Below are 25,116 nucleotides of genomic sequence, written 5' to 3'. Positions count from 1 at the left end.
TCTTCGCTTACTTAGTCGCGTTTTAAACCATTATAATTAGTTGATTATGCTGAAGAAACAAGGAATGTATTCACCGGAATTTGAACATGAAAATTGTGGTGCCGGTTTTATTTGTAACCTTAAAGGAGAAAAGACAAATCAAATCATCCACGATGCATTAGAAATTTTGGTAAAATTAGAGCACCGTGGTGGTGTAAGTGCCGATGGAAAAACAGGTGATGGTGCTGGTTTATTAATTGATATTCCTCATGATTACTTTAAACGTGTTTGTGATTTTGAAATTCCCGCTGCCAGAGAGTATGCTGTAGGAATGGTTTTCTTACCAAAAATTGACAACCAATATGAACACTGTAAAAATATTTTTGAAAACGAAGTAAAAGCTCAAGGCTTAACAGTTCTAGGGTGGAGAAAAGTACCGGTAGACTCTTCACAATTAGGACAAATAGCCAAGGCTTCAGAACCAAATATTGAACAATTATTTGTTGGTAAATCTGAAGATATAACTGAAGCTGTATTTAAAGCTAAACTGTATGCTGCGCGTAAGATTACAGAACATGAAATTAGATTATCTAAGGTTTCGCAAAGCGATTATTTTTATGTGCCTAGTTTTTCTAATACTACCTTAATATATAAAGGTATAATAATGCCAGAAGATATTGAGCTTTATTATACAGATTTACAACAAAAAGATTTAGTTACAAGATTAGCTTTAGTGCACCAGCGCTTCTCTACCAACACAATGCCAACATGGGAGCTTGCACAACCATTCCGTTATATGTGTCAGAATGGAGAGATTAACACCTTACGTGGTAACGTAAGTAGAATGCGTGTACGTGAAGAAATCATGAGAAGTGAGGTTTTCGGACCCCAAATAGATAAGTTATTCCCAATCATTTTACCAGGAAAATCTGATTCTGCATCAATGGATATGGTGGTTGAGCTATTAACTCATACAGACCGTTCTTTGCCAGAAATTATGATGATGATGATTCCTGAAGCATGGGAAAAGCACAAAACCATGTCTGCCGACAAAAAAGCTTTCTATGAATACAACTGTTGTATCATGGAACCTTGGGATGGGCCAGCTTCTGTACCTTTTACAGACGGCGATTATATTGGCGCTTTATTAGACAGAAATGGTTTAAGGCCATCTAGATATACAGTTACAAAAAGTGGTAAATTAATAATGTCTTCTGAAATTGGAGTTGTTGATGTAGCTCCTGAAGATGTTGAAAGCCATGGTAGATTAGAACCAGGAAAAATGTTCTTGGTAGACATGAATGAAGGTAGAATAATAGGTGATGAAGAAATTAAAACTAAAATTGTTTCTGAAAGACCTTATAAAGAATGGTTAGACAAAACAAGGTTACACCTTAGAGATGTTCCTTATACAAATGAGACCTGCCCTATTGAAACGATTGACATAAAAACACGTCAACGTTTATTCAATTATACTATAGAAGACATTCAAGAGGTTATCACACCTATGGCTCAAAAAGGGAAAGAAGCTCTTGGGTCAATGGGTATAGATACGCCTTTAGCAGTATTATCAGATAGACCTCAACTAATTTCAAACTATTTTAAGCAGTTATTCGCTCAGGTAACCAATCCACCATTAGATGGTATTCGTGAAGAAATTGTTACTGATATTAGTTTGAATCTAGGTAAAGACCGTAATATTTTCAGTATTACCGAAAGACAATGTAGAAAACTACGTATTCAAAACCCGGTAATTTCTAATGCTGATTTAGAAAAAATCAGGACTATTAAAATAGAAAGCTTTAAGGCAGAAACTATTCAAATGCTTTACCCAAAAGATAAAGGATTAAATGGTTTAGAAGATGCTCTGGAAGATATTATAATTCAAGTAGAAAAAGCCTTAGAAAGAAAAACTAATATCATTATTCTTTCTGATAGAGGTGTAAATAAAGAATTTGCTCCTATCCCTGCTTTATTAGCCTGTTCATATGTAAATCATCAATTGAATCGTTTACGTAAGCGTTCTTATTTCGATATTATTATCGAATCTGCAGAACCACGTGAGCCTCATCATTTCGCTACTTTATTTGGCTATGGCGCTAGTGCCATCAACCCTTATATGGTAAACGAAATTATTAGAAGACAGGTTAAAGAAGGCTATATTGAAGGTTACAATGAAAATGAAGCCGTAGAAAACTTTAATAAAGCCATAGGAAAAGGAATATTAAAAATTATGAATAAAATTGGAATCTCTACATTACACTCATATAGAGGTTCTCAAATTTTTGAAATAGTTGGTTTCAACTCACATTTCGTTGAAAAATATTTCCCATATACTGCCTCTAGAATTGAAGGTATTGGCTTATACGAAATTGAAAAAGAAATTACCGAACGTTATAAGTATGCTTACCCAGACAATGAAATTAAAAACCGTTTAGGTTTAAATATTGGTGGTGATTACAGATGGAGACGTAACGGAGAACGCCATATGTTTAACCCAACTACAGTTGCTAAATTGCAGCAAGCTGTTCGATTAAGTGATCAGAAAAGTTATGATGTTTATTCAAATACTATAAATGAACAATCTGAAAACTTAATGACTATTCGTGGTTTATTTGAATTCGATAAATTAGATCCAATTCCACTTGAAGAAGTAGAGCCTTGGACAGAAATAGTGAAGCGTTTCAAAACAGGTGCTATGTCGTACGGATCTATTTCCAGAGAAGCACATGAAAACTTAGCAATTGCTATGAATAGAATTGGAGGTAAATCCAATTCTGGTGAAGGAGGAGAAGATAGACGTCGTTTCCAAAAAGATGTAAATGGAGATAGCAGAAATTCGGCAATTAAACAAGTTGCTTCTGGTAGATTTGGTGTAACATCTCACTATTTATCAAATGCTCAAGAGATTCAAATAAAAATGGCTCAAGGAGCTAAGCCTGGTGAGGGCGGTCAGTTACCGGGTGAAAAAGTATTGCCATGGATTGCAGATGCAAGAAACTCAACGCCTTTTGTAGGGTTGATTTCACCACCACCTCATCACGATATTTATTCTATTGAAGATTTAGCGCAATTGATTTTTGATCTTAAAAACGCAAATCGCGATGCTAGAATAAATGTAAAATTAGTATCAGAAGTTGGTGTAGGTACTATTGCTGCCGGTGTAGCAAAAGCTAAAGCTGATGTGGTACTTATTTCTGGATATGATGGTGGAACAGGAGCCTCTCCTTTAACATCATTAAAACATGCTGGACTTCCTTGGGAACTAGGTTTAGCTGAAGCACAACAAACTTTAGTATTAAACGACCTTAGAAGTAGAATTGTAGTAGAATGTGATGGCCAATTAAAAACAGGACGTGATGTTGCAATTGCTGCTCTATTAGGTGCTGAAGAATTTGGATTTGCAACGGCGCCATTAGTAGCTTCAGGTTGTATCATGATGCGTAAGTGTCATTTAAACACCTGTCCTGTAGGAGTTGCAACTCAAGATAAAGAGTTACGTAAAAACTTTAAAGGAACACCAGAACACGTAATTAACTTCTTCTATTATGTAGCAGAAGAGTTAAGAACAATCATGGCTAGATTAGGATTCAGAACCTTAGCAGAAATGGTTGGTCAAACGCATAAAATTAATGCAAACAAAGCCATAAAGCATTATAAAGCTAAAGGTTTAGATTTATCAAATATTTTACATAGACCTGCTGAATACAGCCAGCTTACTATAAGAAATACTGAACAACAAGATCATAATTTAGAAGAGGTACTAGATTTCACTATTCTTAAAGACTCTCATAGAGCGTTATATAGAAAAGAAAAAATGAATCTAGCTTACCCTATTAAAAATGTAGATCGTACTGTTGGAGCCATCGTTAGTAATGAAATTTCTAAAATATATGGGCATTTAGGTTTACCTGAAAACACCTTGAACATTAACTTTACAGGTTCGGCGGGTCAGAGTTTCGGAGCCTTTGGCGCACATGGATTAACATTTACCATAGAAGGAAACACCAACGATTACCTTGGTAAAGGATTATCTGGTGCCAAATTAATAGTTAAGAAACCTGCAACTGCTGATTTTGTTGCTGAGGATAACATCATTGTTGGTAATGTTTGTTTATTCGGTGCTGTTCATGGTGAGGCTTACATTAACGGTATAGCTGGCGAACGTTTTGCAGTTCGTAATTCAGGAGCAACCACCGTAGTTGAGGGTGTAGGTGATCATTGTTGTGAGTATATGACTGGTGGTCGTGTTGTAGTACTTGGAGATACTGGAAGGAACTTTGCAGCAGGTATGAGTGGTGGTTATGCATATGTGCTTAACACAACTGGAAAATTTACCGATGGATTATGTAATGAAGAAACCATCGATTTTGATCCTATTACCGATGAAGATGCTGCTGAATTAAAAGGATTAATAGAAAACCACATAAGATATACCAATAGTAATAGAGGTAAAGAAGTCTTAGCAGATTGGGATAATTATTTAAGACAATTTGTTAAGGTAATGCCTAAAGAATATAAGATAGCATTAGAAAGAATTGCTAACGAAGAACCAATGGTAGAAGAATTAACAATAGCATAATGTCATGGGAAAAGTAACAGGATTTAAAGAATTTGACAGACAGGATGAAGCTTACAAACCGGTTGAAGACCGTGTAAAGCACTATAAAGAGTTTACTGTTCCTTTATCTGAGGAAGAAATCACAAAACAAGGGTCACGTTGCATGGACTGTGGCATCCCGTTTTGTCATAGTGGATGTCCATTAGGAAATCTAATTCCAGATTTTAACCATATGGTACACCAAGGCGAATGGCAAAAGGCATCATGGATATTACATTCTACCAATAACTTTCCAGAATTTACGGGTCGTTTATGTCCTGCACCATGTGAACAAGCATGTGTATTAGGAATTATTGAGGACCCTATTTCAATTGAAAATATTGAAAAGAATATCGTAGAACGCGCCTTTAAAGAAGGTTGGATTAAACCACAACCACCAAAAACACGTACAGGTAAAACTGTAGCTGTTGTAGGTTCTGGTCCTGCAGGTTTAGCTGCAGCTCAACAATTAAATAGAGCTGGACATACGGTTACCGTTTTTGAAAGAGATGATGCTATCGGCGGATTATTACGTTATGGCATTCCTAACTTCAAAATGGAAAAGGAAATTATAGATCGTCGTGTTGCTATTTTAGAAGCCGAAGGTATTTCTTTTGAAGTAAATGTAAATGTTGGTGTAAATTATGAGGTTGAAAAATTAAAAGATTTTGATGCCGTAGTTTTATGTGGGGGAGCAACTGAAAGACGTAGTTTACCAACTCCAGGTATTGATGCTGATGGCGTGGTTCAAGCTATGGATTTCTTAACACAACAAACCAAAGTTGTTTTTGGTCAAGAAATTAAAGACCAAGTAATGGCAACCGATAAAAATGTCATTGTTATCGGTGGTGGAGATACGGGATCAGATTGTATTGGAACCTCCAATCGTCATGGAGCAAAATCTGTGGTTAATTTTGAAATTATGCCAAAACCTCCAGGGCATCGTTCACCTGCTACACCTTGGCCTTATTGGCCATTACAGTTAAAAACATCATCTTCTCATAAAGAAGGTGTTGAACGTAACTGGTTAATTAACACTAAAGAATTTGTTACTGATAAAAACGGAAAATTAACTGCCTTAAAAACGGTTAATGTTGAATGGGAAATGGTCCCTGGTGAACGTCCTAAATTAATTGAAATTGAAGGCACTGAAAAAACATGGCCTTGTGATTTAGCATTATTAGCCTTAGGGTTTACTGGACCGGAAAGTACTTTAGCTGATAAACTTGGTATTGAAAGAGATGCACGTTCAAATTACAAAGCTGAATACGGAAAGTACCAAACTAATATTCCAAATATATTTGCCGCCGGTGATATGCGCCGAGGACAATCGTTAATTGTTTGGGCTATTTCTGAAGGTAGAGAAGCTGCAAGACAGGTAGATATTTACCTAATGGGTAAATCTGATTTACCTACCAAAAATGAGGCTGGTGATTTAGTAGGAATCTAGAAATAAAAATCTTAGTTATAAAAAAAGCGAACCAAATGGTTCGCTTTTTTTGTGATTTTAAGCTCGCTTCAAAGATATCTTTTCTCTATTGAGCATTTCTCATAAACTCTTCTGCTTTTTCAACCATATTTTTGCTTCCACAAATAAACGGTACACGTTCATGTAATTCGGTTGGTTCCACATCCATTGTTCTTATAAACCCATCACTTGACTTTCCATTAGCTTGTTCCGCTAAAAAGGCCATAGGGTTACACTCATATAGCAAACGTAATTTACCATTAGGGTTTTTAGAACTTTGCGGATACAAATAAATACCACCCTTTATCATATTTCTATGAAAATCTGATACTAAAGAACCAATATATCTTGATGTGTATGGTCTATCTCCTTCTTCCTCCTGACAGTATTTTATGTAATCTTTTACCCCTTGTGGAAAGTGAATATAATTACCTTCATTTACGGAATAAATAGTACCATCTTCAGGAAATGTCATACTCGGATGCGATAGATAAAATGAACCAATGGCAGGATTCAGGGTAAAACCATTTACACCATCTCCTGTAGTGTAAACTAACATCGTTGATGTTCCATATACCACATAACCAGCTGCAACTTGTTCACTCCCTTTTTGTAAAAAGTCCTCTAATTGTACAGGTGTTCCAACAGGTGTTACCCTTCTGTAAATTGAAAAGATAGTTCCAACTGAAACATTAACATCAATATTTGATGAACCATCTAACGGATCAATTAAAACAACATATTTATTCTGGTGGTTTTCGTCTTGACTATTTATAGTAATAAAATCATCTTCTTCCTCACTAGCAATCCCACAAACAATATTTCTTTTAGTTAGGGTTTGTATAAACTTATCATTAGCATATACATCTAATTTTTGCTGATCTTCTCCTTGCACATTGGTATCACCTGCAGCTCCAATAATATCAACTAATCCTGCTTTATTCACCTCATGATTAACAACTTTTGCTGCTAACCTTATTGAGTTAAGAAGACTTGATAATTCACCCGATGAATACTTAAAAGACGTCTGATTTTCAATAATAAACTCACCCAGTGTTTGTTTTTTGTGCGACATAAATTTCCAGTGTTTTTTGTTTGGGCAAATATCGGCTAAATTTAACTGAACTACAACGTTTTCGTAATGGAAAATTGAACTATAAAAACTTTTTTAGATTATTGATTCTTATGTAAATAGCTTGTTTGTATATGAACTTTTTCATATTATTTTTGTGAGTTTTTAATTAAAAAAACGTTTACTTTTGAAATTATAAATTTAGATATGGATTTCATTATTAGAAAAGCAACCAAAAATGATATGCCTGCCGTATTAGGCTTAATTAAAGAATTGGCAATTTTTGAAAAAGAGCCTAATGCAGTAGAGGTTACAGTTGAGGAATTGGAACAAGATGGTTTTAGTGAAAATCCTGCTTTTGAATGTTTTGTAGCAGAAATTGATAGCACCATAGAAGGAACGGCAATAATCTTTAAAAGGTATTCTACCTGGAAAGGTAAAATATTGCACCTAGAAGATTTGGTTGTTAATCCAAAAATGAGAGGTAAAGGCTTGGGAACAGCCCTTTTAGATTACGTTGTTAAATATGGTCATGAATTAGGCGTAAAACGCATTAACTGGGAGGTACTTGATTGGAATGAAGGAGCAATAAAACTATACGAATCTAAAGGAGCAAAGGTATTACGAGATTGGGATGTAGTTCATCTAAGTGAAGAAGGTATTAAAAACTATGTAGCAAAATTAAATCATGCAAGTATTTAAATTTGGTGGAGCCTCGGTAAAAGATGGAGAAGGTGTGAAAAATTTGGCTTGTGTTTTACAAAGCATTGGCCATAAAAATACTTTGATTGTAGTGTCTGCCATGGGTAAAACCACTAATGCTTTAGAGCTTGTTATTTCAAATTATTTCAATAATAAAGCTGAATTACAGAGTTCACTCCAGGAAGTTATTAAGTATCATAATGATATTTTGTTTGATTTATTTGAGATTGAAAGCCACCCAGTATTCAAGAAGGTGAAGTCATTTTTTGATGAGTTAAACAATTTCTTTAAAATCAATAAATCACCAAATTATAATTTTGTTTATGATCAAGTAGTCGGTTATGGCGAGTTAGTTTCAACAACAATTATAAGTGAATATTTAAATGCCGTTCGCATTAAAAACGATTGGGTAGATGCTAGAGAATTTATAAAAACTGATAATTATCACAGGCGTGCAAATGTAAATTGGGAAGAAACACAAACCATCATCGCCACAAAGCTTAACACTTGTGTTTTAAATATTACTCAAGGTTTTTTAGGAAGTGACGCTAATAACTTTACAACAACACTTGGAAGAGAAGGAAGTGATTATACTGCTGCTATTTTTGCTTACTGCTTAAACGCAGAAAGTGTTACAATTTGGAAGGATGTTCCCGGAGTTCTAAATGCAGACCCTAGATATTTTGAAAATGCACAATTACTGAGTCAAATATCCTATAGAGAAGCTATTGAATTAGCTTTTTATGGAGCATCAGTTATTCACCCCAAAACTTTACAACCACTTCAAAGAAAAGAGATTCCTTTACATGTAAAATCCTTTTTAAACCCTAAACAATATGGAACAACGGTTAGTAAAGGCGTGTTATTAGAGCCTAAAATCCCATGTTTTATTGTAAAGAAAAATCAAGTCTTAATTTCACTATCGTCATTAGATTTTTCTTATATAGTTGAGAATAATATTAGCGAAATTTTCAGTTTGCTTCATAGCTATAAAATGAAGGTTGATGTTATTCAAAATTCAGCCATTAGCTTTTCCGTGTGCATTGATAATATTTATAATAATTTAGAAAAACTATTACAACAATTAAGAGCAAAATTCAGCGTAACTTGCCATGAAAATGTTTCCTTATATACAATTAGGCATTACAACCAAACCGTATTAAATCAATTAGAACAAGATAAAACTGTATTACTGAAACAATTAACACAAGAAACCGTTCAAATAGTAACAAAATAAAGTATTTAGTACATTTACGCTCATGAGTAGACAACAAAATTCTGGTCTGGTAACCGCCAAAGAAGTAGCTAATGCAATCCAGCTTAACAAATATGGATTTATTGGCACCTTTATAGGTTGGATTTTGATGAAATTACTCAAAATCTCTACGCTAAATAAGATTTATAATAGAAATAAACATTTAAGTGAACTTGATTTTTTAAATGGCATTTTAGGTGATTTTCAAATAAAGTTTGAAATCCCCGAAGAAGACTTAAAACGTCTGCCTAAAGATGGTGCGTATATAACCATTTCTAATCATCCTTTAGGGGGTATTGATGGTATTCTGTTGCTCAAATTAATGTTAGAGCAACGCACGGATTTTAAGATTATAGCTAACTTTTTGTTACACAGAATTGAACCTTTAAAACCTTATATCATGCCTGTTAATCCTTTTGAAGACCGAAAGGATGCAGCCTCAAGTATAGCTGGTTTTAAAAATTCTATTTTGCATTTACGCGAAGGACATCCGTTAGGAATATTTCCAGCTGGCGAAGTATCAACATACCGAGATGGAAAGTTGGTTGTTGATAAGCCATGGGAAGAAGCTGCTATGAAATTGGTAAAAAAAGCCCAAGTACCGGTAGTTCCTATTTATTTCCATGCTAAAAACAGCAAACTATTTTATAAGCTTTCAAAAATTAGTGACACTTTTAGAACAGCTAAACTACCTTCAGAGTTACTTACCCAAAAACGTAGAACCATAAAGGTTAGGATAGGGAAACCTATTTCAGTAAAAGATCAAAACGAACATAATTCACTTGAAGACTTTTCAGAGTTTATTAGAAAGAAAACCTATATGCTCTCTAATTCTTTCGAACAGAAGTCAAAAATTCTTGATAACCTATCTTCCTCATTAAAAATCCCCAAACTACCTAAGCGTATAGTTACTCCCATTGAAACTCGATTAATGGAAGCAGAGATAGAAGTACTGAGAAACGAAAACTTAAGGCTATTAGAAAGTAAAAATTATGAGGTGTTTTTGACCTCTGCAGACCAAATACCTAATATTCTTCAGGAAATTGGACGCTTACGTGAGATCACCTTTAGAGAGGTTGGAGAAGGGACCAATGAAGCCATAGATCTTGATAAATTTGACACCTATTATCATCATATGTTTTTATGGGATAATGAGAATAAGCTGGTTGTTGGCGCCTACCGTATGGGCTTAGGTGCTAAAATTTTTGCTCGCTTTGGTATTAATGGTTTCTATTTACAAGATTTATTTAGGTTTGAACCCGAGCTTTATAAAATGATGAGTGAATCTATTGAAATGGGACGGGCTTTTATTATAAAAAACTACCAGCAAAAGCCAATGCCTTTATTTTTGCTTTGGAAAGGAATTGTTCATACCACTTTAAGATATCCAGAACACAACTATTTAATTGGAGGTGTAAGCATCAGTAATCAATTCTCTAATTTCTCAAAATCTTTGATGATTGAGTTTATGAAATCACATTATTATGATCCGTATATAGCTCAGTACGTTCACCCTAAAAAAGAATTTAAAGTAATACTAAAAGATGCTGATAAAGATTTTGTTTTTGATGAAACTAAAGCTGATCTAAATAAGTTTGATAAATTCATTGATGAAATTGAACCGGGTGCATTACGCTTACCCGTATTACTGAAAAAATATATTAAACAAAATGGTAGATTAGTTGCATTCAATGTCGATCCTCTTTTTAACAATGCAGTTGATGGCTTAATGTACATTAACATTAAAGACCTGCCTGATAGTACTGTACGACCAATAATGGAAGAATTCCAGGCAGAGTTGGAACGCAAATTTGTTGAAAGCAACAATAAATAATTTCTTGTTTTTATAGTCTAGTCATTCAGCTTAGAAAAACGCAGCTTTCTCAAAGGAGTGAAATTTTCTGCATTCAATTAAATAGAATAAAATATTTACAAATTACTTTTTTATCTTACAATAATTGTAGGAAATATTTTATTTTGGCATGTTTTTTGATAATGGAATCCCATAACCATTTAAAGACCTCATGAAACTATTCAAGTTCTTAACCCCCAAAATTATATTGTATCTAATATTAATATTAGCTGCATTTATTTATTTCGCAATCAATGGTGTGAACGAAGAAAATGAGACAGATTTTCTTATAACTTTAATTGTAATAGCTATTTTAGCTGTTGTCGCCTTAACAGAAATTAAGGGTGAAATCAAATCTTTGAAGAAGTAAAGGTACTACTTCAAACTTGAAAACACATACTTCATTTCAGTGGCAATTTGCAAGCTTCTGTTCAAATAAGTTATAGTTTGTTCAGGTGTGCCATCAGATTTTTTAGGATCCTCATATGTAATTGCTACACGTTTGTCACAACCAAAAACCACAGGACAACCTTCATCTGCAGAAGAACACGTCATAATGGCTGCAAACTGTGATGCCGGATTAAAATCATCTGAATATTTCTTCGAAAAAGCAATGATAGCAGGTTCATTCTCTGAAAATTTAATACTGTAAACAGGATTATTCCCTTCAGACAGTTTTGCTATTTTAAACCCTTGGTTAGCTAATGTTTCACCAACCTTAGGAAACATAGCAGTTGCTTCGGTTCCTCCAGAATAACAAGAGACATTGGCATTATTATAATAAGCCGCCATGGTTTGTGCCCAAATTTGAGACAAATGACTTCTTCGTGAATTATGTGTGCAAATAAAATTTAATCTAATAGATTCTTCAGCTTCCAATTTTTTGCTTAAATAATCTATTAAAGGCTGAAGAATTGCTTTTCTTTCCTCTGAAATTGAGTTAATTTCTAAAGACTCTATGGTTTTAGATACATTCTCGAGTAACATTGTTTTCATTCTTTTGTGTTAATTGACTTTAAGCAGTTTTTAAACGGCTAATTTAAGAATTAACATAGATTCTTTCCTTATGAACCATATTTAATCCTTAATAATTTCAGCTTCCATTCTTAACAGTTAAAACTTACTTAAAGGTTTAAGTAAGTTTTAAAATTCACAAATCCTTCTAGTCAAATATTCTTAAACATATTAAATTCACTAATAGTTTCGGATAAATAGGTTGCATATTGACCCTTATTATCAACTCATTTTTCAACACAATTCCTTTAACTAATTTCTACTCATTTATATAGATATCGATAATAAATAGATACTTTTAAACTTGGAATAGTTCACATTTGAACTTTTTCATTTTGATTCACTCTCAAAAACTTAAGGATTGTATTATATAGGACTAGACATTGGCAGCTCTTCGGTAAAAGTAGCTCTTGTAAACGCTACCACTGGAGAAAATATTTTAAGCTTGAATGAGCCAACTTCTGAAATGGAAATTTTAGCACTTCAAAATGATTGGGCTGAACAAGATCCAAATCTTTGGTGGACATATGTATGTAAAGCTATCAAGCGGGTTTTGACGGAAACTGGAGCTGATGCTTCAAAAATATCAGGAATTGGCATCTCTTATCAAATGCACGGTTTGGTTATTGTAGATAAAGAAGGTAATCCGTTAAGAAATTCTATAATTTGGTGTGATAGTCGCGCAGTTGGTATTGGTGAAGATGCTCATAAAGGTTTAGGCGAGGATTTTTGTGCAGAACATTTATTGAATTCTCCTGGGAATTTCACGGCATCAAAATTAAAATGGGTTAAGGATAACGAGCCTGATATTTACAAGCAGGTTTATAAATATATGTTACCAGGAGATTACATTGCTTATAAACTAACTGGAGAAATTACTACCACCAAGAATGGATTATCTGAAGGTATTCTTTGGGATTATAAAAATGATACTCTTGCCGAATCTTTATTAGAATATTATGGTATTGATAAAGATTTAACACCTACTATAGTTAATAATTTTACTAATCAAGGTGTTACTAACGAAAAAGCATTTGAAAAAACAGGAATTCCTGCAGGCGTACCTGTTACATATAGAGCAGGCGATCAACCTAACAATGCTTTATCACTAAATATTTTTAATCATGGTGAAGTAGCCGCAACTGGTGGCACTTCAGGTGTGGTTTATGCGGTTACTAATAAATTAAAATCTAAAGAATCTTCAAGAATCAATCATTTTATTCATGTAAATTATACGCCCGAAAACACCACGGTTGGAAAATTACTATGTATTAACAGCTGTGGTATTATGTACCGTTGGTTAAAAGACAATATTGGCATAGACTCTTATGAAGCCATGAACAATAAAGCAGCCGAAGTCTCAATTGGTTCAGATGGTGTTGCTATTATTCCTTTCGGAAATGGCGCAGAACGCATGTTGAACAGTAAAAATATAGGGGCGCACTTTTTAAACTTCAATTTAAACCTTCATAATAACGCACATTTATGTAGAGCTGCTTTAGAAGGTATTGCGTTTGCATTTGTATACGGCATGGAGATATTAAAAAATGACAATGCAGAAATCAATGTAATCCGCGCTGGAAACGATAATTTATTTCGTGCAGAAATATTTTCGAATACCGTTGCTACACTTATTGGTCATGAAATTGAAATATATAACACTACAGGTGCTGTTGGTGCCGCAAGAGCTGCAGGGTTAACCGATGGTGATTTTAAAAAATTTGGAGAAAGTATTACTAAAAATGATCATGTAATGACTTTTATGCCTCTAAAAAACAAAAGGCCTTACCAAGAGGCTTACTCAAACTGGAAAAAAGAATTAGAAATTATACTAAATAATAAATAACATTTTACATTATGGAATATTTTAAAGGAATTGATGCAATACAATATGAAGGACGAGATTCTGATAATCCTTTGGCATTTAAATGGTATAACCCAGACCAAGTAGTAGCTGGAAAAACAATGCGTGAGCATTTTAAATTTGCTATTGCTTACTGGCACACATTCTGCGGACAAGGCTCAGATCCATTTGGACCTGGAACTCAAAATTTTGCTTGGGACCAAGCTTCAGACCCTATTCAAGCTGCTAAAGATAAGGCGGACGCTGCTTTCGAATTTATTTCAAAAATGGGATTTGATTATTACTGTTTCCATGATTATGATTTAGTTCAAGAAGCGCCAACCTTTGCAGAGTCTGAAAAAAGATTAGCAACCATTGTTGACTACCTAAAAGGAAAACAAACTGAACATGGTAAGAAATTATTATGGGGAACTGCTAACTGTTTCTCAAACCCAAGATACATGAATGGCGCTGCTACCAATCCAGATTTTGATGTGGTTGCCAGAGCTGGTGGGCAAATAAAACTAGCCTTAGATGCTACTATTGCATTAGGCGGTGAAAACTACGTATTCTGGGGCGGACGTGAAGGTTACATGTCCTTATTAAATACTGATATGGGCAGAGAATTAGACCATATGGCACAACTTTTAACCATGGCTAGAGATTATGCTAGAGGTCAAGGTTTTACTGGAACATTCTTCATTGAACCAAAACCAATGGAGCCAATGAAACATCAATATGATTTTGATTCGGCTACCGCCATAGGGTTCTTAAAAGAATATGGTTTAGACAAAGATTTCAAAATGAATATTGAGGTAAACCACGCTACTTTAGCACAACATACCATGCAACATGAATTGGCTGTAGCTGCAAAAGCAGGCATGTTAGGAAGTATTGATGCTAACCGTGGTGATTACCAAAATGGTTGGGACACAGACCAGTTCCCAAATAACATTCAAGAAACTACAGAGGCTATGCTCGTATTCCTGAAAGCTGGTGGTTTACAAGGAGGTGGTGTTAATTTCGATGCTAAAATTAGAAGAAACTCTACCGATATGGAAGATGTTTTCCACGCTCATATTGGTGGCGCCGATACGTTTGCACGTGCATTAATTACAGCAGATAAAATCATATCTTCGTCACAATACGATGCTTTAAGAAAAGAAAGATATAGTTCTTTTGATGCTGGAAAAGGAAAAGATTTTGAAAATGGAAATCTTGATTTAAAAGCACTTTACAATATTGCACAAGAAAATGGCGAGTTAGAGTTGCAAAGTGGTAAACAAGAATTGTTCGAAAACATTATCAACCAATATATATAAGACAAACTCATTATGGAAACAACCAACTCTAAGTATTTAATTAAATTAACTTTAGTAGCCACCTTAGGTGGACTACTATTTGGGTACGACACAGCAGTTATTTCAGGGACAGTGAGCTCATTAGAACACTTCTTTGTATTGCCATTTGGGTTAGAGGAAACTGCTGCTAATTCCCGCTTAGGGTTAGTTGTTTCTAGTGCTTTAATAGGCTGCATTATTGGTGGTCTATCTGGAGGTATTATTAGTAAAAAATTAGGGCGAAAAAAAGGGCTCATTTTAGCAGCTATATTATTTTTACTTTCTGCCTTAGGATCTGCAATGCCAGAAATGTTTGTTAAACCTATAGGAGAAGCAGATCATACTTTTATTTATATTTTCATTGTTTACAGAATAATAGGTGGTATTGGTGTTGGGTTAGCCTCTATGCTTTCCCCTTTATATATTGCTGAAATTGCCCCTGCTAAAATTAGAGGAAGGCTGGTTTCAATGAACCAGTTTGCCATTATATTTGGTATGTTGGTAGTTTATTTTGTGAATTATTACATTGCCAAACAAGGTGATGATTCATGGCTAAATACAATAGGATGGCGATGGATGTTTGCCTCTGAAACTATTCCAGCAGGATTATTTTTACTGATGTTGTTTGTAGTTCCAGACACACCTAGATCCTTAGTTTTAAAATCTCAACCAGAAAAAGCATTAGAAGTTTTAACGAAAGTAAACGGAATTGATGAAGCCAAAAAGATTTTAGGTGAAATCCAAAATACTGTAGTTAGTCATTCGGGCAAATTATTTTCTTATGGTTTAACTGTGATTATAATTGGTGTTTTACTATCTGTTTTTCAACAATTTGTTGGAATAAATGTAGTACTTTACTATGCTCCCGAAATATTTAAGAGCATGGGGTCTGGAACCGACACAGCCTTATTACAAACAATCATTGTTGGGTCTGTTAACTTAATTTTTACGGTATTAGCTATCATGACAGTAGATAAATATGGCAGAAAACCTCTTATGATTATTGGAGCCATAGGTATGGCATTTGCAATGTTTTCATTAGGAACTTCGTTTTTTATGGAATCAGTTGGTATTGGAGCACTTATATTCATGCTAATTTATGTAGCAAGTTTTGCCATGAGTTGGGGTCCTGTTTGTTGGGTACTTTTATCTGAAATATTCCCAAATAAAATTAGAGGCAGAGCCTTAGCTGTAGCTGTAGCCGCACAATGGATTTCAAATTATTTAGTTTCATGGACATTCCCAATGCTAGATAAAAACACCTATTTATTAGAAACATTTAACCATGGTTTTGCCTACTGGATTTATGGTGTTATGGGAGTTTTAGCTGCCTTATTGGTATGGAAATTTGTTCCAGAAACCAAAGGAAAAACGCTTGAAGAAATGGAAAATATTTGGCAGAAATAAATTGATTTTAAATACTAAAAAAGACCTAATGGAATTTCTGTTAGGTCTTTTTCATCTAATTACTTCAACTGTATTACAATTAGAACACCACCAATAATCTTTTTCTTTATCACTTAATTTTGATTTTGTTTTCTTAACACATTCAGAACAATATTGCTCTTCTAGTTCATTCTCAAAAGCTTGATAATTACATTCAAAACAACTCCAAACAGTTAAATCCGAAATTTCATCGTCAACTTTCCAGGTAAATGAATCTTCTTTACAATTAGGACATTTTTGAGCAGCCATAATTTCACGGTTTAAACTGAAAAACTATTTTTAGGAAGGTTTTCTTTGATAACTCAAAATTCTATTTTTAAATCTCACGCCATCATCAACATAAAGTGCCAAATTCTTGTAAGTACGTTTTATTCCGTAAAGCCCAATCAAGGTATTTTCTTTATTCAAACAAATTAGCATATTATGGCTTTCCAAGTCTCCTAAAATGGATAGTTTTCGGTTTTCTTTACTTTTCTCAAAGTCTTTTGATGTTATTTCAATAGCATCTATATCTTCAATGTTAATAGTTGTTTCAGACATAATACCATATCTTAAATAAACCTTATTGCATTCTATAGAAATTGGCCTCTTAAGCATTGATTTTAAAAACCCTAAAATTTGAATACCGGAATAAATACTTAAAAAAGTAAATATCCACGCTGCTATATGGCTCCATTTTGATAATAATACATGAACTGTAACTGTTTCAATACCAACTATAAAAATAATGGCAATTAAAAGGGTTACTGTTCCACTTTCCTTATGATAAGAAAATTCATTTTCTTTTAATCTTCTTTTTTTCCAATAAACGAATCCATAGTAGAAAACAGCAATTTCAGTAACAAATGGCATTACAAGGCCTTTGGGTAATATTTCACCGCAGGTTTTCTTTAACGTTGTGAAAAAATCAAAAGACTGGGTTTTGTTTAGCTTGTATTGCTTTATCGCTTTACGAATGTTATAAACGATATAAGAAACTATTGAAAGTTCAATAACTGGAAGTGCCCACGTTTTAAAAAGATTGAGGTAATATTGATTTTCGACAGGAAGAATAATTGAACAAACTACAATCCCCAGAATTAAAAATGGAACAACAGTAGTCTTTGGAATATTAGTCTTTCTAATTAATAGAAAATATACCACTGGAACTGTAAGCAATAAATCGAAAGTAATTCCGATTGCCAAAACCTCAGTGTTATTTTGAAACATGGATGAATTAACAATGAATACCATTAAACAGACAATCATTAATGGTAATCCGAAAATGACAAGGTTCCTTTGAAGGGTTGATATCTTATTCATTTATTGTCTTTGAGATAATTACTAATTTATCTTTTTTGTGCTTTCACGTTCAATCAAACTAGTTTTAATTACTTTAGTTTGAAATGAAGTCTCTGAGTTCCCTTCTAACCTATCTATAAGCATTTTAGCTGCTACTTCTCCAATATATTTACCATGCTGACTAATAGTAGTGATTTTTGGTGACACATATTGAGGTAGTTTACCATTTGTAAAACATATGATGGATATATCATCAGGAATAATATAATTCAAATGCTTTACAATTTCTAGTGATTGTACTGCAGAACTTTCTTCTAAACACAACAAGCCATCAATAGATTTATCTGCCAATACAATCTTCATAGCTGTTTCAAAATCTTCTCGCTTACCAATCTTCACAATAAGTTTTTGATCAACTTCTATATCATTCTCTGCCAATGCCTCTTCGTAGCCTTTGGCACGCAACTTTCCAACACTTAAATTATCAATCACAGATATTAAAGCAATACGCTTACAACCTGTTTTAATAAGATGATTTGTAGCATGACGTGCACCTTCAAAATCATCAACAATTACTTTATCACATTTTATTTCATCGGTTACGCGGTCAAACATCACCATAGGAACCCCTTCATTAATGGCGTTTTTTAGATGAAGATATTGCCCTTTAACCTGAGTTTCTTCTGCCAATGACAAAATAAAACCATCTAGCGTACCATTCTTTAAAAGCTCCATAGTTTTGAGTTCTTTTTCATGTGATTCGTTTGAGATACAAGAAATTAAACTATAACCATTTTCCGTTGCTTTTTCCTCAATACCCACAAAAACCTTAGCAAAAAAGTTATTCATAATATTTGGGATAATGACTCCAATGGTCTTCGTTTTTTTATTTAAAAGGCTTAATGCAACACTATTAGGTTGGTAATGATGCTCCTTTGCATATTGTTGAATCTTATCTTTGGTTTTGGTACTAATTTCATAACTATCACTCAACGCTTTAGAAACCGTTGCAATAGACACGTCAAATTGGTTGGCTATATGTTTAAGAGTAATTCGCTTTTTCATCATCAGAAAGTAACTAATTGCTAATTTAACTAATTACTATAAATAAAGTATTCTTTTCCTTAGGCTAGTTATTTTCTATCCTTTTAGGTTTTAGTTACCTTTGCTAACTTAAATACACGTTTATGATATATTCAATGACAGGTTACGGAAAATCTGTATTGCAACTGGCCACAAAAAAAATTACCATTGAGTTAAAATCCTTAAATAGCAAAAATCTTGATTTGAATGCTAGAATGCCTTCAATTTACAGAGAAAAAGAATTGACTATTAGGAAACAACTCGCAAATAGTTTGGTGCGTGGAAAGGTAGATTTCTCTATTTATGTTGAAGTTACCAGTGAAGACACATCAACTCAAATAAACAAACCGGTTGTTCAGCAATATATTAATCAGCTAAGAGATGTTGTTGATGGTGATGAAACAGAATTGCTTAAAATGGCTGTTAGATTTCCGGATGCTTTGAATACGGTACGTGAAGAAATTGATGAAGACGAATGGAAAAACATTCAAGCGGAAATTGACAAGGCGATAGATTCATTAAACACATATAGAAAAGACGAAGGCAAAGTACTTGAAACCGATTTTATAAAGCGTATTGAGAATATTGGTAAGCTTTTGGAAGAAGTTATTAAAATGGACCCTGAACGTGTTGAAGCTGTTAGAGAACGGTTGCTAAAAGGTGTTGAAGAACTAAAGGAGAAATATGACGAAAATCGCTTTGAGCAAGAACTTGTTTATTACATAGAAAAGTTTGATATCACCGAGGAAAAAGTGCGTTTGAAAAACCACTTAAACTACTTTATTGAAGCTTTAAATTCTGAAGATTCTAACGGGAAAAAACTCGGTTTTATTGGTCAGGAAATAGGGCGAGAAATTAATACCATTGGTTCTAAAAGTAACTATGCTCCCATGCAGCAATTAGTAGTGCAAATGAAGGATGAGCTTGAAAAAATTAAGGAACAATTATTGAATGTCCTTTAATAAAAAAAATAAAATTAGTGATTGAAAAAGATAATAAACAAGGTAAATTAATAGTTTTTTCTGCGCCTTCAGGTTCTGGGAAAACAACCATTGTTAGGCATTTATTAGGTAAAAATGATTTGAATTTAGAGTTTTCAATATCAGCTACTTCAAGAGATAAACGCGGCACTGAAGTTGACGGGAAAGACTACTATTTTCTATCGGCCCAAGAATTTAAAAACAAAATAAAAAACGAAGAATTTTTAGAGTGGGAAGAAGTTTATAGAGATAACTTCTATGGTACTTTAAAAACAGAAGTTGAGCGTATTTGGGCTTTAGGAAAACATGTTATTTTTGATATTGATGTTTCTGGAGGCTTACGAATTAAACGTAAATTCCCGGATGAAACACTTGCTATTTTTGTAAAACCACCAAGCATTGATGCCCTTAAAATTAGGTTAAAAAAACGCAAGACAGAAAGCGATGAAAAAATAAGCATGCGTGTTGCAAAAGCCTCGGCAGAATTAGCAACGGCACCATTATTTGATGAAATTGTGGTTAACGACAATTTAGAGAACGCTTTTAAAGACGCAGAAACTTTAGTAACTAATTTTATTAATTCTTAGAAATGAAAATCGGGTTGTATTTTGGGTCTTTCAATCCTATTCATGTTGGCCATTTGGTAATTGCCAACCATATTGCAGAATACAGTGACTTAGATCAAGTTTGGTTTGTAGTAACCCCTCATAATCCATTTAAAAAGAAAAGCACTTTATTGGATAATTACCAACGTTTAGAAATGGTTTATAGAGCTACTCAAGACTACCCAAAATTAAAACCAAGTGATATTGAGTTTAAACTACCTCAGCCAAATTACACCATAAACACCTTGGCCCATTTAGAGGAAAAATATGAAGCTCACGAGTTTTGTTTAATCATGGGAGAAGATAATTTGAAACACTTTCATAAGTGGAAAAATGCTAATGTTATTCTTGAGAATTATCACATTTATGTTTACCCAAGGATACCTAAACAGACTGTTGAAACCAAATTTGATGACCACGAAAAAGTGCATTTTATTGCTGCTCCCGTAATGGAAATATCTTCTACTTTCATTAGAAAATCGATCAAAGAAGGTAAAAATGTACAACCCATGTTACCGCAACATGTTTGGGAGTATTTAGACGAAATGAACTTTTATAGATAGTAAAATCCATTTACAGTTATTTTCAACTAAATTAGTGCGTCTAAAAAAATCAAAATGAACAGCATTACAATCTTCTGTGGCTCCAGTTATGGATCAAGTGATAATTTTAGAGTACAAGCTGTTGAACTCGGAAAACAATTAGCAAAACAAAACATAAAATTGGTTTATGGAGGTGCTAAAGTTGGTCTAATGGGTTCTGTAGCCGATGGCGCTTTAAATGAAAACGGTGTTGTAATTGGCGTGCTTCCAGAGTTTTTGATGAAAAAAGAGGTTGCTCATGAAGAACTTACCGAGTTAATTTTAGTAGACACCATGCTTGAGCGTAAAACTAAAATGAATGATTTATGCGATGGTGTTATTGCACTTCCTGGTGGATTTGGAACCCTTGATGAGTTATTTGAAATGCTTACTTGGGGGCAATTAGGGCTGCATAAAAAGCCCATAGGTATACTAAATGTTGATGGTTTTTATGACCACCTAATAAATCTACTTGATAATATGGTAGACAAAGAACTTCTTAAAAAAGCCAATAGAGATTTACTTTTAGTTAGTGATAATATTGAAGATTTATTGACTAAGATGAAGCACTATAAAGCACCTAAAGTTACAAAGTGGATAAGTAAAGAGCATACTTAAAAATATTAATAACCAAACGTGAAAGGAATGTCTAAGAATATAATTGTATTTATTGTTTTAGGTTTTATGACTGTATTAAGTTGTAAAAAACCAGTGAAAGAAAAACAACAAAAGCCAAACATTCTTCTTATTTGCATTGACGATTTGCGCCCTGAACTAAACACCTACGGTGCAACTCATATTCATTCCCCTAACATAGATAATCTAGCCGCTTCTGGGGTTCAATTCAATAGACATTATGTGAATGCTCCCAGTTGTGGACCATCGCGCTTTACACTTTTAACAGGAGTTTTTGGCCCTCAAGATAATAGCGCATTATTTAAGCGTGCTGAAAAATTTAATAAAGACCCAAATTCTGTAAAACCAAGTATGCCTGAGTGGTTTAGAAAACATGGATACACCACGGTTTCGGTTGGAAAAGTGTCTCATCACCCTGGAGGACGTGGTGGCAAACTTTGGAATGATAGTACCAAAATTGAAATTCCAAATGCATGGGATAAACATTTGATGCCAGTTGGTGAGTGGGAAACACCTGTTGGAACCATGCACGGTCTAGCCCATGGCGAAGTACGCAAGAAAGCTAATGAAATGGCTATCTTCCAAAGTGCAGTTGGAACTGACATGATTTATCCAGATGGTTTAATTACAAAAGAAGGACTTAAGCAACTGAAAACTCTAGCTTCTGATAATAGCAAACCTTTCTTTTTAGCAATTGGTCTTATAAAACCACATCTCCCATTTGGAGCTCCAAAAAAATACATGGACTTATATGATGGTATTGAATTCCCAGAAATTCAACACCCTGATAAACCAGAAGGCATAACCACATGGCATAAATCTGGTGAGTTCATGAAATATAACCGATGGGAAAAGGATCCGAATGAAGATAATACCTTTGCTCAAGAGATAATAAAACATTACGCCGCTTGCGTAAGTTATGCCGATAAACATGTTGGTGATATTTTAAACCAATTAAAACAAATAGGGGCAGATAAAAATACGATTGTGATACTTTGGGGAGACCATGGTTGGCATTTAGGTGAACACGCTATTTGGGGGAAACATTCTTTATTTGAAGAATCTCTGCATTCACCATTAATAATTTCATATCCTAACATGGATAAGAGTGATTCCAAAACAGATGCTATTGTTTCAACAGTTGACATTTTCCCTACTCTATGTGATTTAACAGGTATTGAAACACCTGATTTTGTAAAAGGAGAGACCCTAAAACCTTTCATAGAAAATCCTAATAAATCTGGTCATGCGGCCATTGCATATCGAGCAAATAATCACACCATTAGAACAGATACTCATAGAATGACGCTACACAAAAACGGGTTTGTTGAATTATATGACCATACTTCAAAAGAAAAAGAAACTAAAAACGTTGCCGAAGAAAAGCCTGAACTTGTTGAAGCCCTAAAAGCATTAATTGAAGAAAAAATAAAGCCAGCACACTAACATGATCGCTGATAACGTTTTATGTTAAACTAGCAGCCACATGAAAAAACTAAAACAATTCTCCTTAATCCTTCCAGAGTACTTTTTATTAGCTTCGGTAATATTTTACTGGTGGCAAACAATTATTTTGAACCCTATAGCCATAGTATTAACAAGTATTCTAATCTTTCAAATCATTTATAAAAATTAGGATTATAGGGCTTATCATTCCCTCAATTTTAACTCTTGCCAGTTTGTATATGATTTTTGCTTTAATCTCTGAGGTTAAGGAGTTCCCTACTTTTAATCAAGATGCGCAAACCATGTAGTTTGTTGGTTTACTAATTTTTTTATCTATTATAGGAAGTTCTGCACTCATGTTTATCAAGTATCTTACTATAAAAAACAAAGAAAATAGTACCGCAGCTTTGGATGACCCCAATTGAGATAGAAAGCCTAAAAAACAACTATTAAACAGGTAACATAATCTTGACTTTGTACGAAAAATTTTCTAAACTTGTTCACCTATGCTGAAACAGGTTCAGCATAGGTGAACAACACAGAATACTATTTATATCCAAAAGACCATTAGCCTTCATTGAGTAACACTTAACAATAATCAACTTTAAATCATTTTAATCTATAGAATCAAATTCTATTAAGTATCCTGATACACACATTTGCCCTTTCCATCCTTTAGGTAATCCTCCGCTTATGTGTCTAGACATCAAACCGCGCTGCAACATGATATGTCCGTAATCTCTGTTGTCAAGGTCATTTCCATTTTCTAGATAACCTAGCATATTATTATTAATCATTTTTCCATTTACCCAAATCCAATTACCTTCTTTCTGAGAGTCACTTATGCCAACCCAATAAGTTGATTTTTTTCGACTTGCAGCGGTTACATAATTCATTTCTTCCAATGTCTCAAAGACAGCTAAATACCCACCTTCTTTTTCGGCTAATTGTTTTGCAACATCCCAGCTCACAGACTTTTTTATATATTTATAATGATGTCCTGAGTAGTTGAATTTATTAACTAGGATTGGAATTTCGTCCTTTTTATAACATGCTATTGTTTGTGGAAGGTCTCTTTTAATTTGTTGAACATCTTTATAAGTCTTTTCACTAATTACCCTACCATCTTCATCCCAAAATCTAGGAAATCCTTCCATTTTACCATCCAAAAATCGCCTTTCTAATTTTAATTGACCATTTTCATACCATTCTTTAATAAAGCCATCAAGATTACCATCCTCAAATGTTGCTTTAGCCATTAACTGACCATTTTTTTTATACCATTTTTTCCAAACACCATCTTTTTTACCATTCTTTAATCTTCCATTACTCTTTAACTGGCCATTTTCGTACCATTCTTTATTAAGCCCATCAAGATTACCATCCTCAAATGTTGCTTTAGCCATTAACTGACCATTTTCATACCATTCTTTCCAAAGACCATCTTTATTACCATTCTTGAATCTTCCATGAGTCCTTAACGGTCCATTTTCATACCATATTTCAGTAATACCTACCGCCTTACCATCTTTAAATGTTCCTTGCTTTTTTAATTGTCCATTCTCATACCATTCACTGACTTTTCCAGTAACCTTGCCAGAAACCAAAGTCGAATCAAGCTTGAAATAGAAAATTCCATTAATTTGAGTTATATCATTAACGTTAATGATTTTCTCTTTTTGTCCAAACATAATGACTGGAGCAATGAAAAGAAGTAATAAGAGTTTTTTCATTGGTTGATTATATAAATGAATCATAATTAACAAGATATGGAAAAATAACGAAAGACAAACTTTAATACGTGTACAATTAATTGTTTGATTATATCTTACTTACCAAAATCCTCAAGGATTTTCTATTCAGTTTGTATTTAGCTAAATTAGGAGTAGAAATAAGCAACCAAATCAAACACAATCATGTTAAACGAAACTTT

Annotated in this window: 20 protein-coding genes; 14 read left to right on the top strand and 6 right to left on the bottom strand. The window is 33.7% G+C overall.

The annotated features are described in order from the left end of the window. Positions 1–46 precede the first annotated feature (46 nt). Entirely contained in the window at positions 47–4,561 is a 4,515-nt protein-coding gene (gltB, locus tag FUA22_RS12490; protein WP_170309909.1) for a glutamate synthase large subunit, read from the top strand. Positions 4,562–4,565: 4 nt separating this feature from the next. Then, entirely contained in the window at positions 4,566–6,029 is a 1,464-nt protein-coding gene (locus FUA22_RS12485) for a glutamate synthase subunit beta (RefSeq protein WP_147768831.1), read from the top strand. Positions 6,030–6,114: 85 nt separating this feature from the next. Here the strand turns inward: FUA22_RS12485 and fbp are convergent, their stop codons facing one another. Next, the gene (gene fbp, locus FUA22_RS12480) at positions 6,115–7,122 is read right to left on the bottom strand and encodes a class 1 fructose-bisphosphatase (protein WP_147768829.1); all 1,008 of its coding nucleotides are present in this window, start codon (positions 7,120–7,122) and stop codon (positions 6,115–6,117) included. A 204-nt stretch (positions 7,123–7,326) separates the two neighbouring features. Between fbp and FUA22_RS12475 the strand changes: the two genes are divergently transcribed. From FUA22_RS12475 to FUA22_RS12465, 3 genes are read left to right on the top strand one after another with little or no spacing between them, the layout of a single operon-like run. Continuing rightward, a complete protein-coding gene (locus FUA22_RS12475; protein ID WP_147768827.1) occupies positions 7,327–7,821 on the top strand; it encodes a GNAT family N-acetyltransferase in 495 nt (164 codons plus the stop codon). Further along, positions 7,808–9,058: an aspartate kinase gene (locus FUA22_RS12470; RefSeq protein WP_147768825.1), complete on the top strand. Its 1,251-nt coding sequence runs from the start codon at positions 7,808–7,810 to the stop codon at positions 9,056–9,058. The genes FUA22_RS12475 and FUA22_RS12470 overlap by 14 nt, the downstream gene beginning before the upstream one ends. Before the next feature lie 22 nt (positions 9,059–9,080). Then, positions 9,081–10,910, top strand: a complete 1,830-nt coding sequence (locus tag FUA22_RS12465; protein WP_147768823.1) for a GNAT family N-acyltransferase — start codon at positions 9,081–9,083, stop codon at positions 10,908–10,910. A 393-nt stretch (positions 10,911–11,303) separates the two neighbouring features. On the opposite strand, the gene FUA22_RS12460 is transcribed toward FUA22_RS12465, so the two are convergent. After that, positions 11,304–11,924: an arsenate-mycothiol transferase ArsC gene (locus tag FUA22_RS12460; protein ID WP_241664820.1), complete on the bottom strand. Its 621-nt coding sequence runs from the start codon at positions 11,922–11,924 to the stop codon at positions 11,304–11,306. A 379-nt stretch (positions 11,925–12,303) separates the two neighbouring features. Here FUA22_RS12460 and FUA22_RS12455 point away from each other — a divergent pair, with 379 nt between their 5' ends. The 3 genes from FUA22_RS12455 to xylE are packed head-to-tail and all read left to right on the top strand — an operon-like array spanning position 12,304 to position 16,532. Continuing rightward, positions 12,304–13,788, top strand: coding sequence for a xylulokinase (locus tag FUA22_RS12455; protein WP_147768821.1), 1,485 nt, complete (start codon positions 12,304–12,306; stop codon positions 13,786–13,788). Positions 13,789–13,799: 11 nt separating this feature from the next. Further along, positions 13,800–15,107 (top strand): xylose isomerase, encoded by a 1,308-nt coding sequence (gene xylA, locus FUA22_RS12450; protein WP_147768819.1) that lies wholly within the window; start codon positions 13,800–13,802, stop codon positions 15,105–15,107. Between the two features lie 12 nt (positions 15,108–15,119). Continuing rightward, positions 15,120–16,532, top strand: coding sequence for a D-xylose transporter XylE (xylE, locus tag FUA22_RS12445; protein WP_147768817.1), 1,413 nt, complete (start codon positions 15,120–15,122; stop codon positions 16,530–16,532). A 51-nt stretch (positions 16,533–16,583) separates the two neighbouring features. On the opposite strand, the gene FUA22_RS12440 is transcribed toward xylE, so the two are convergent. The 3 genes from FUA22_RS12440 to FUA22_RS12430 are packed head-to-tail and all read right to left on the bottom strand — an operon-like array spanning position 16,584 to position 18,920. Then, positions 16,584–16,820, bottom strand: coding sequence for a hypothetical protein (locus tag FUA22_RS12440; RefSeq protein ID WP_147768815.1), 237 nt, complete (start codon positions 16,818–16,820; stop codon positions 16,584–16,586). A gap of 30 nt (positions 16,821–16,850) precedes the next feature. Then, positions 16,851–17,873, bottom strand: coding sequence for a hypothetical protein (locus FUA22_RS12435; protein ID WP_147768813.1), 1,023 nt, complete (start codon positions 17,871–17,873; stop codon positions 16,851–16,853). 21 nt (positions 17,874–17,894) lie between these two features. Beyond that, positions 17,895–18,920 (bottom strand): LacI family DNA-binding transcriptional regulator, encoded by a 1,026-nt coding sequence (locus tag FUA22_RS12430; protein ID WP_317132105.1) that lies wholly within the window; start codon positions 18,918–18,920, stop codon positions 17,895–17,897. A gap of 119 nt (positions 18,921–19,039) precedes the next feature. On the opposite strand from FUA22_RS12430, the gene FUA22_RS12425 reads away from it, so the two are divergent. From FUA22_RS12425 to FUA22_RS18465, 6 genes are read left to right on the top strand one after another with little or no spacing between them, the layout of a single operon-like run. Beyond that, positions 19,040–19,897 (top strand): YicC/YloC family endoribonuclease, encoded by an 858-nt coding sequence (locus tag FUA22_RS12425; protein ID WP_147768811.1) that lies wholly within the window; start codon positions 19,040–19,042, stop codon positions 19,895–19,897. Positions 19,898–19,917: 20 nt separating this feature from the next. Beyond that, positions 19,918–20,502 (top strand): guanylate kinase, encoded by a 585-nt coding sequence (gmk, locus tag FUA22_RS12420; protein ID WP_147769077.1) that lies wholly within the window; start codon positions 19,918–19,920, stop codon positions 20,500–20,502. A gap of 2 nt (positions 20,503–20,504) precedes the next feature. Further along, entirely contained in the window at positions 20,505–21,083 is a 579-nt protein-coding gene (gene nadD, locus FUA22_RS12415; RefSeq protein ID WP_147768809.1) for a nicotinate (nicotinamide) nucleotide adenylyltransferase, read from the top strand. A 54-nt stretch (positions 21,084–21,137) separates the two neighbouring features. Further along, the gene (locus FUA22_RS12410; protein WP_147768807.1) at positions 21,138–21,719 is read left to right on the top strand and encodes an LOG family protein; all 582 of its coding nucleotides are present in this window, start codon (positions 21,138–21,140) and stop codon (positions 21,717–21,719) included. Between the two features lie 27 nt (positions 21,720–21,746). Next, the gene (locus tag FUA22_RS12405; protein ID WP_147768805.1) at positions 21,747–23,183 is read left to right on the top strand and encodes a sulfatase; all 1,437 of its coding nucleotides are present in this window, start codon (positions 21,747–21,749) and stop codon (positions 23,181–23,183) included. 40 nt (positions 23,184–23,223) lie between these two features. Further along, a complete protein-coding gene (locus tag FUA22_RS18465; protein ID WP_170309908.1) occupies positions 23,224–23,373 on the top strand; it encodes a hypothetical protein in 150 nt (49 codons plus the stop codon). 424 nt (positions 23,374–23,797) lie between these two features. Here FUA22_RS18465 and FUA22_RS12400 read toward each other — a convergent pair whose 3' ends face one another. Beyond that, positions 23,798–24,916 carry a lectin-like protein gene (locus FUA22_RS12400; protein WP_170309907.1) on the bottom strand — a complete coding sequence of 373 codons (1,119 nt, stop codon included), beginning with the start codon at positions 24,914–24,916 and terminating at the stop codon, positions 23,798–23,800. Positions 24,917–25,116: the final 200 nt, after the last annotated feature.

The organism is Seonamhaeicola maritimus (assembly GCF_008056315.1).
In the GTDB taxonomy this organism is placed as follows: Bacteria; Bacteroidota; Bacteroidia; order Flavobacteriales; family Flavobacteriaceae; genus Seonamhaeicola; species Seonamhaeicola maritimus.
The sequence above is the reverse complement of the archived record's forward strand: the minus strand, read 5'-3'. Positions and strand labels throughout refer to the sequence as shown.

Bases quoted from the DNA above. Each gene is read 5' to 3' on its own strand.
- gltB (WP_170309909.1), top strand. From the start codon at position 47: ATGCTGAAGAAACAAGGAATGTATTCACCGGAATTTGAACATGAAAAT.
- FUA22_RS12485 (WP_147768831.1), top strand. From the start codon at position 4,566: ATGGGAAAAGTAACAGGATTTAAAGAATTTGACAGACAGGATGAAGCT.
- fbp (WP_147768829.1), bottom strand. From the start codon at position 7,122: ATGTCGCACAAAAAACAAACACTGGGTGAGTTTATTATTGAAAATCAG.
- FUA22_RS12475 (WP_147768827.1), top strand. From the start codon at position 7,327: ATGGATTTCATTATTAGAAAAGCAACCAAAAATGATATGCCTGCCGTA.
- FUA22_RS12470 (WP_147768825.1), top strand. From the start codon at position 7,808: ATGCAAGTATTTAAATTTGGTGGAGCCTCGGTAAAAGATGGAGAAGGT.
- FUA22_RS12465 (WP_147768823.1), top strand. From the start codon at position 9,081: ATGAGTAGACAACAAAATTCTGGTCTGGTAACCGCCAAAGAAGTAGCT.
- FUA22_RS12460 (WP_241664820.1), bottom strand. From the start codon at position 11,924: ATGAAAACAATGTTACTCGAGAATGTATCTAAAACCATAGAGTCTTTA.
- xylA (WP_147768819.1), top strand. From the start codon at position 13,800: ATGGAATATTTTAAAGGAATTGATGCAATACAATATGAAGGACGAGAT.
- xylE (WP_147768817.1), top strand. From the start codon at position 15,120: ATGGAAACAACCAACTCTAAGTATTTAATTAAATTAACTTTAGTAGCC.
- FUA22_RS12440 (WP_147768815.1), bottom strand. From the start codon at position 16,820: ATGGCTGCTCAAAAATGTCCTAATTGTAAAGAAGATTCATTTACCTGG.
- FUA22_RS12435 (WP_147768813.1), bottom strand. From the start codon at position 17,873: ATGAATAAGATATCAACCCTTCAAAGGAACCTTGTCATTTTCGGATTA.
- FUA22_RS12430 (WP_317132105.1), bottom strand. From the start codon at position 18,920: ATGATGAAAAAGCGAATTACTCTTAAACATATAGCCAACCAATTTGAC.
- FUA22_RS12425 (WP_147768811.1), top strand. From the start codon at position 19,040: ATGATATATTCAATGACAGGTTACGGAAAATCTGTATTGCAACTGGCC.
- nadD (WP_147768809.1), top strand. From the start codon at position 20,505: ATGAAAATCGGGTTGTATTTTGGGTCTTTCAATCCTATTCATGTTGGC.
- FUA22_RS12410 (WP_147768807.1), top strand. From the start codon at position 21,138: ATGAACAGCATTACAATCTTCTGTGGCTCCAGTTATGGATCAAGTGAT.
- FUA22_RS12405 (WP_147768805.1), top strand. From the start codon at position 21,747: ATGTCTAAGAATATAATTGTATTTATTGTTTTAGGTTTTATGACTGTA.
- FUA22_RS18465 (WP_170309908.1), top strand. From the start codon at position 23,224: ATGAAAAAACTAAAACAATTCTCCTTAATCCTTCCAGAGTACTTTTTA.
- FUA22_RS12400 (WP_170309907.1), bottom strand. From the start codon at position 24,916: ATGAAAAAACTCTTATTACTTCTTTTCATTGCTCCAGTCATTATGTTT.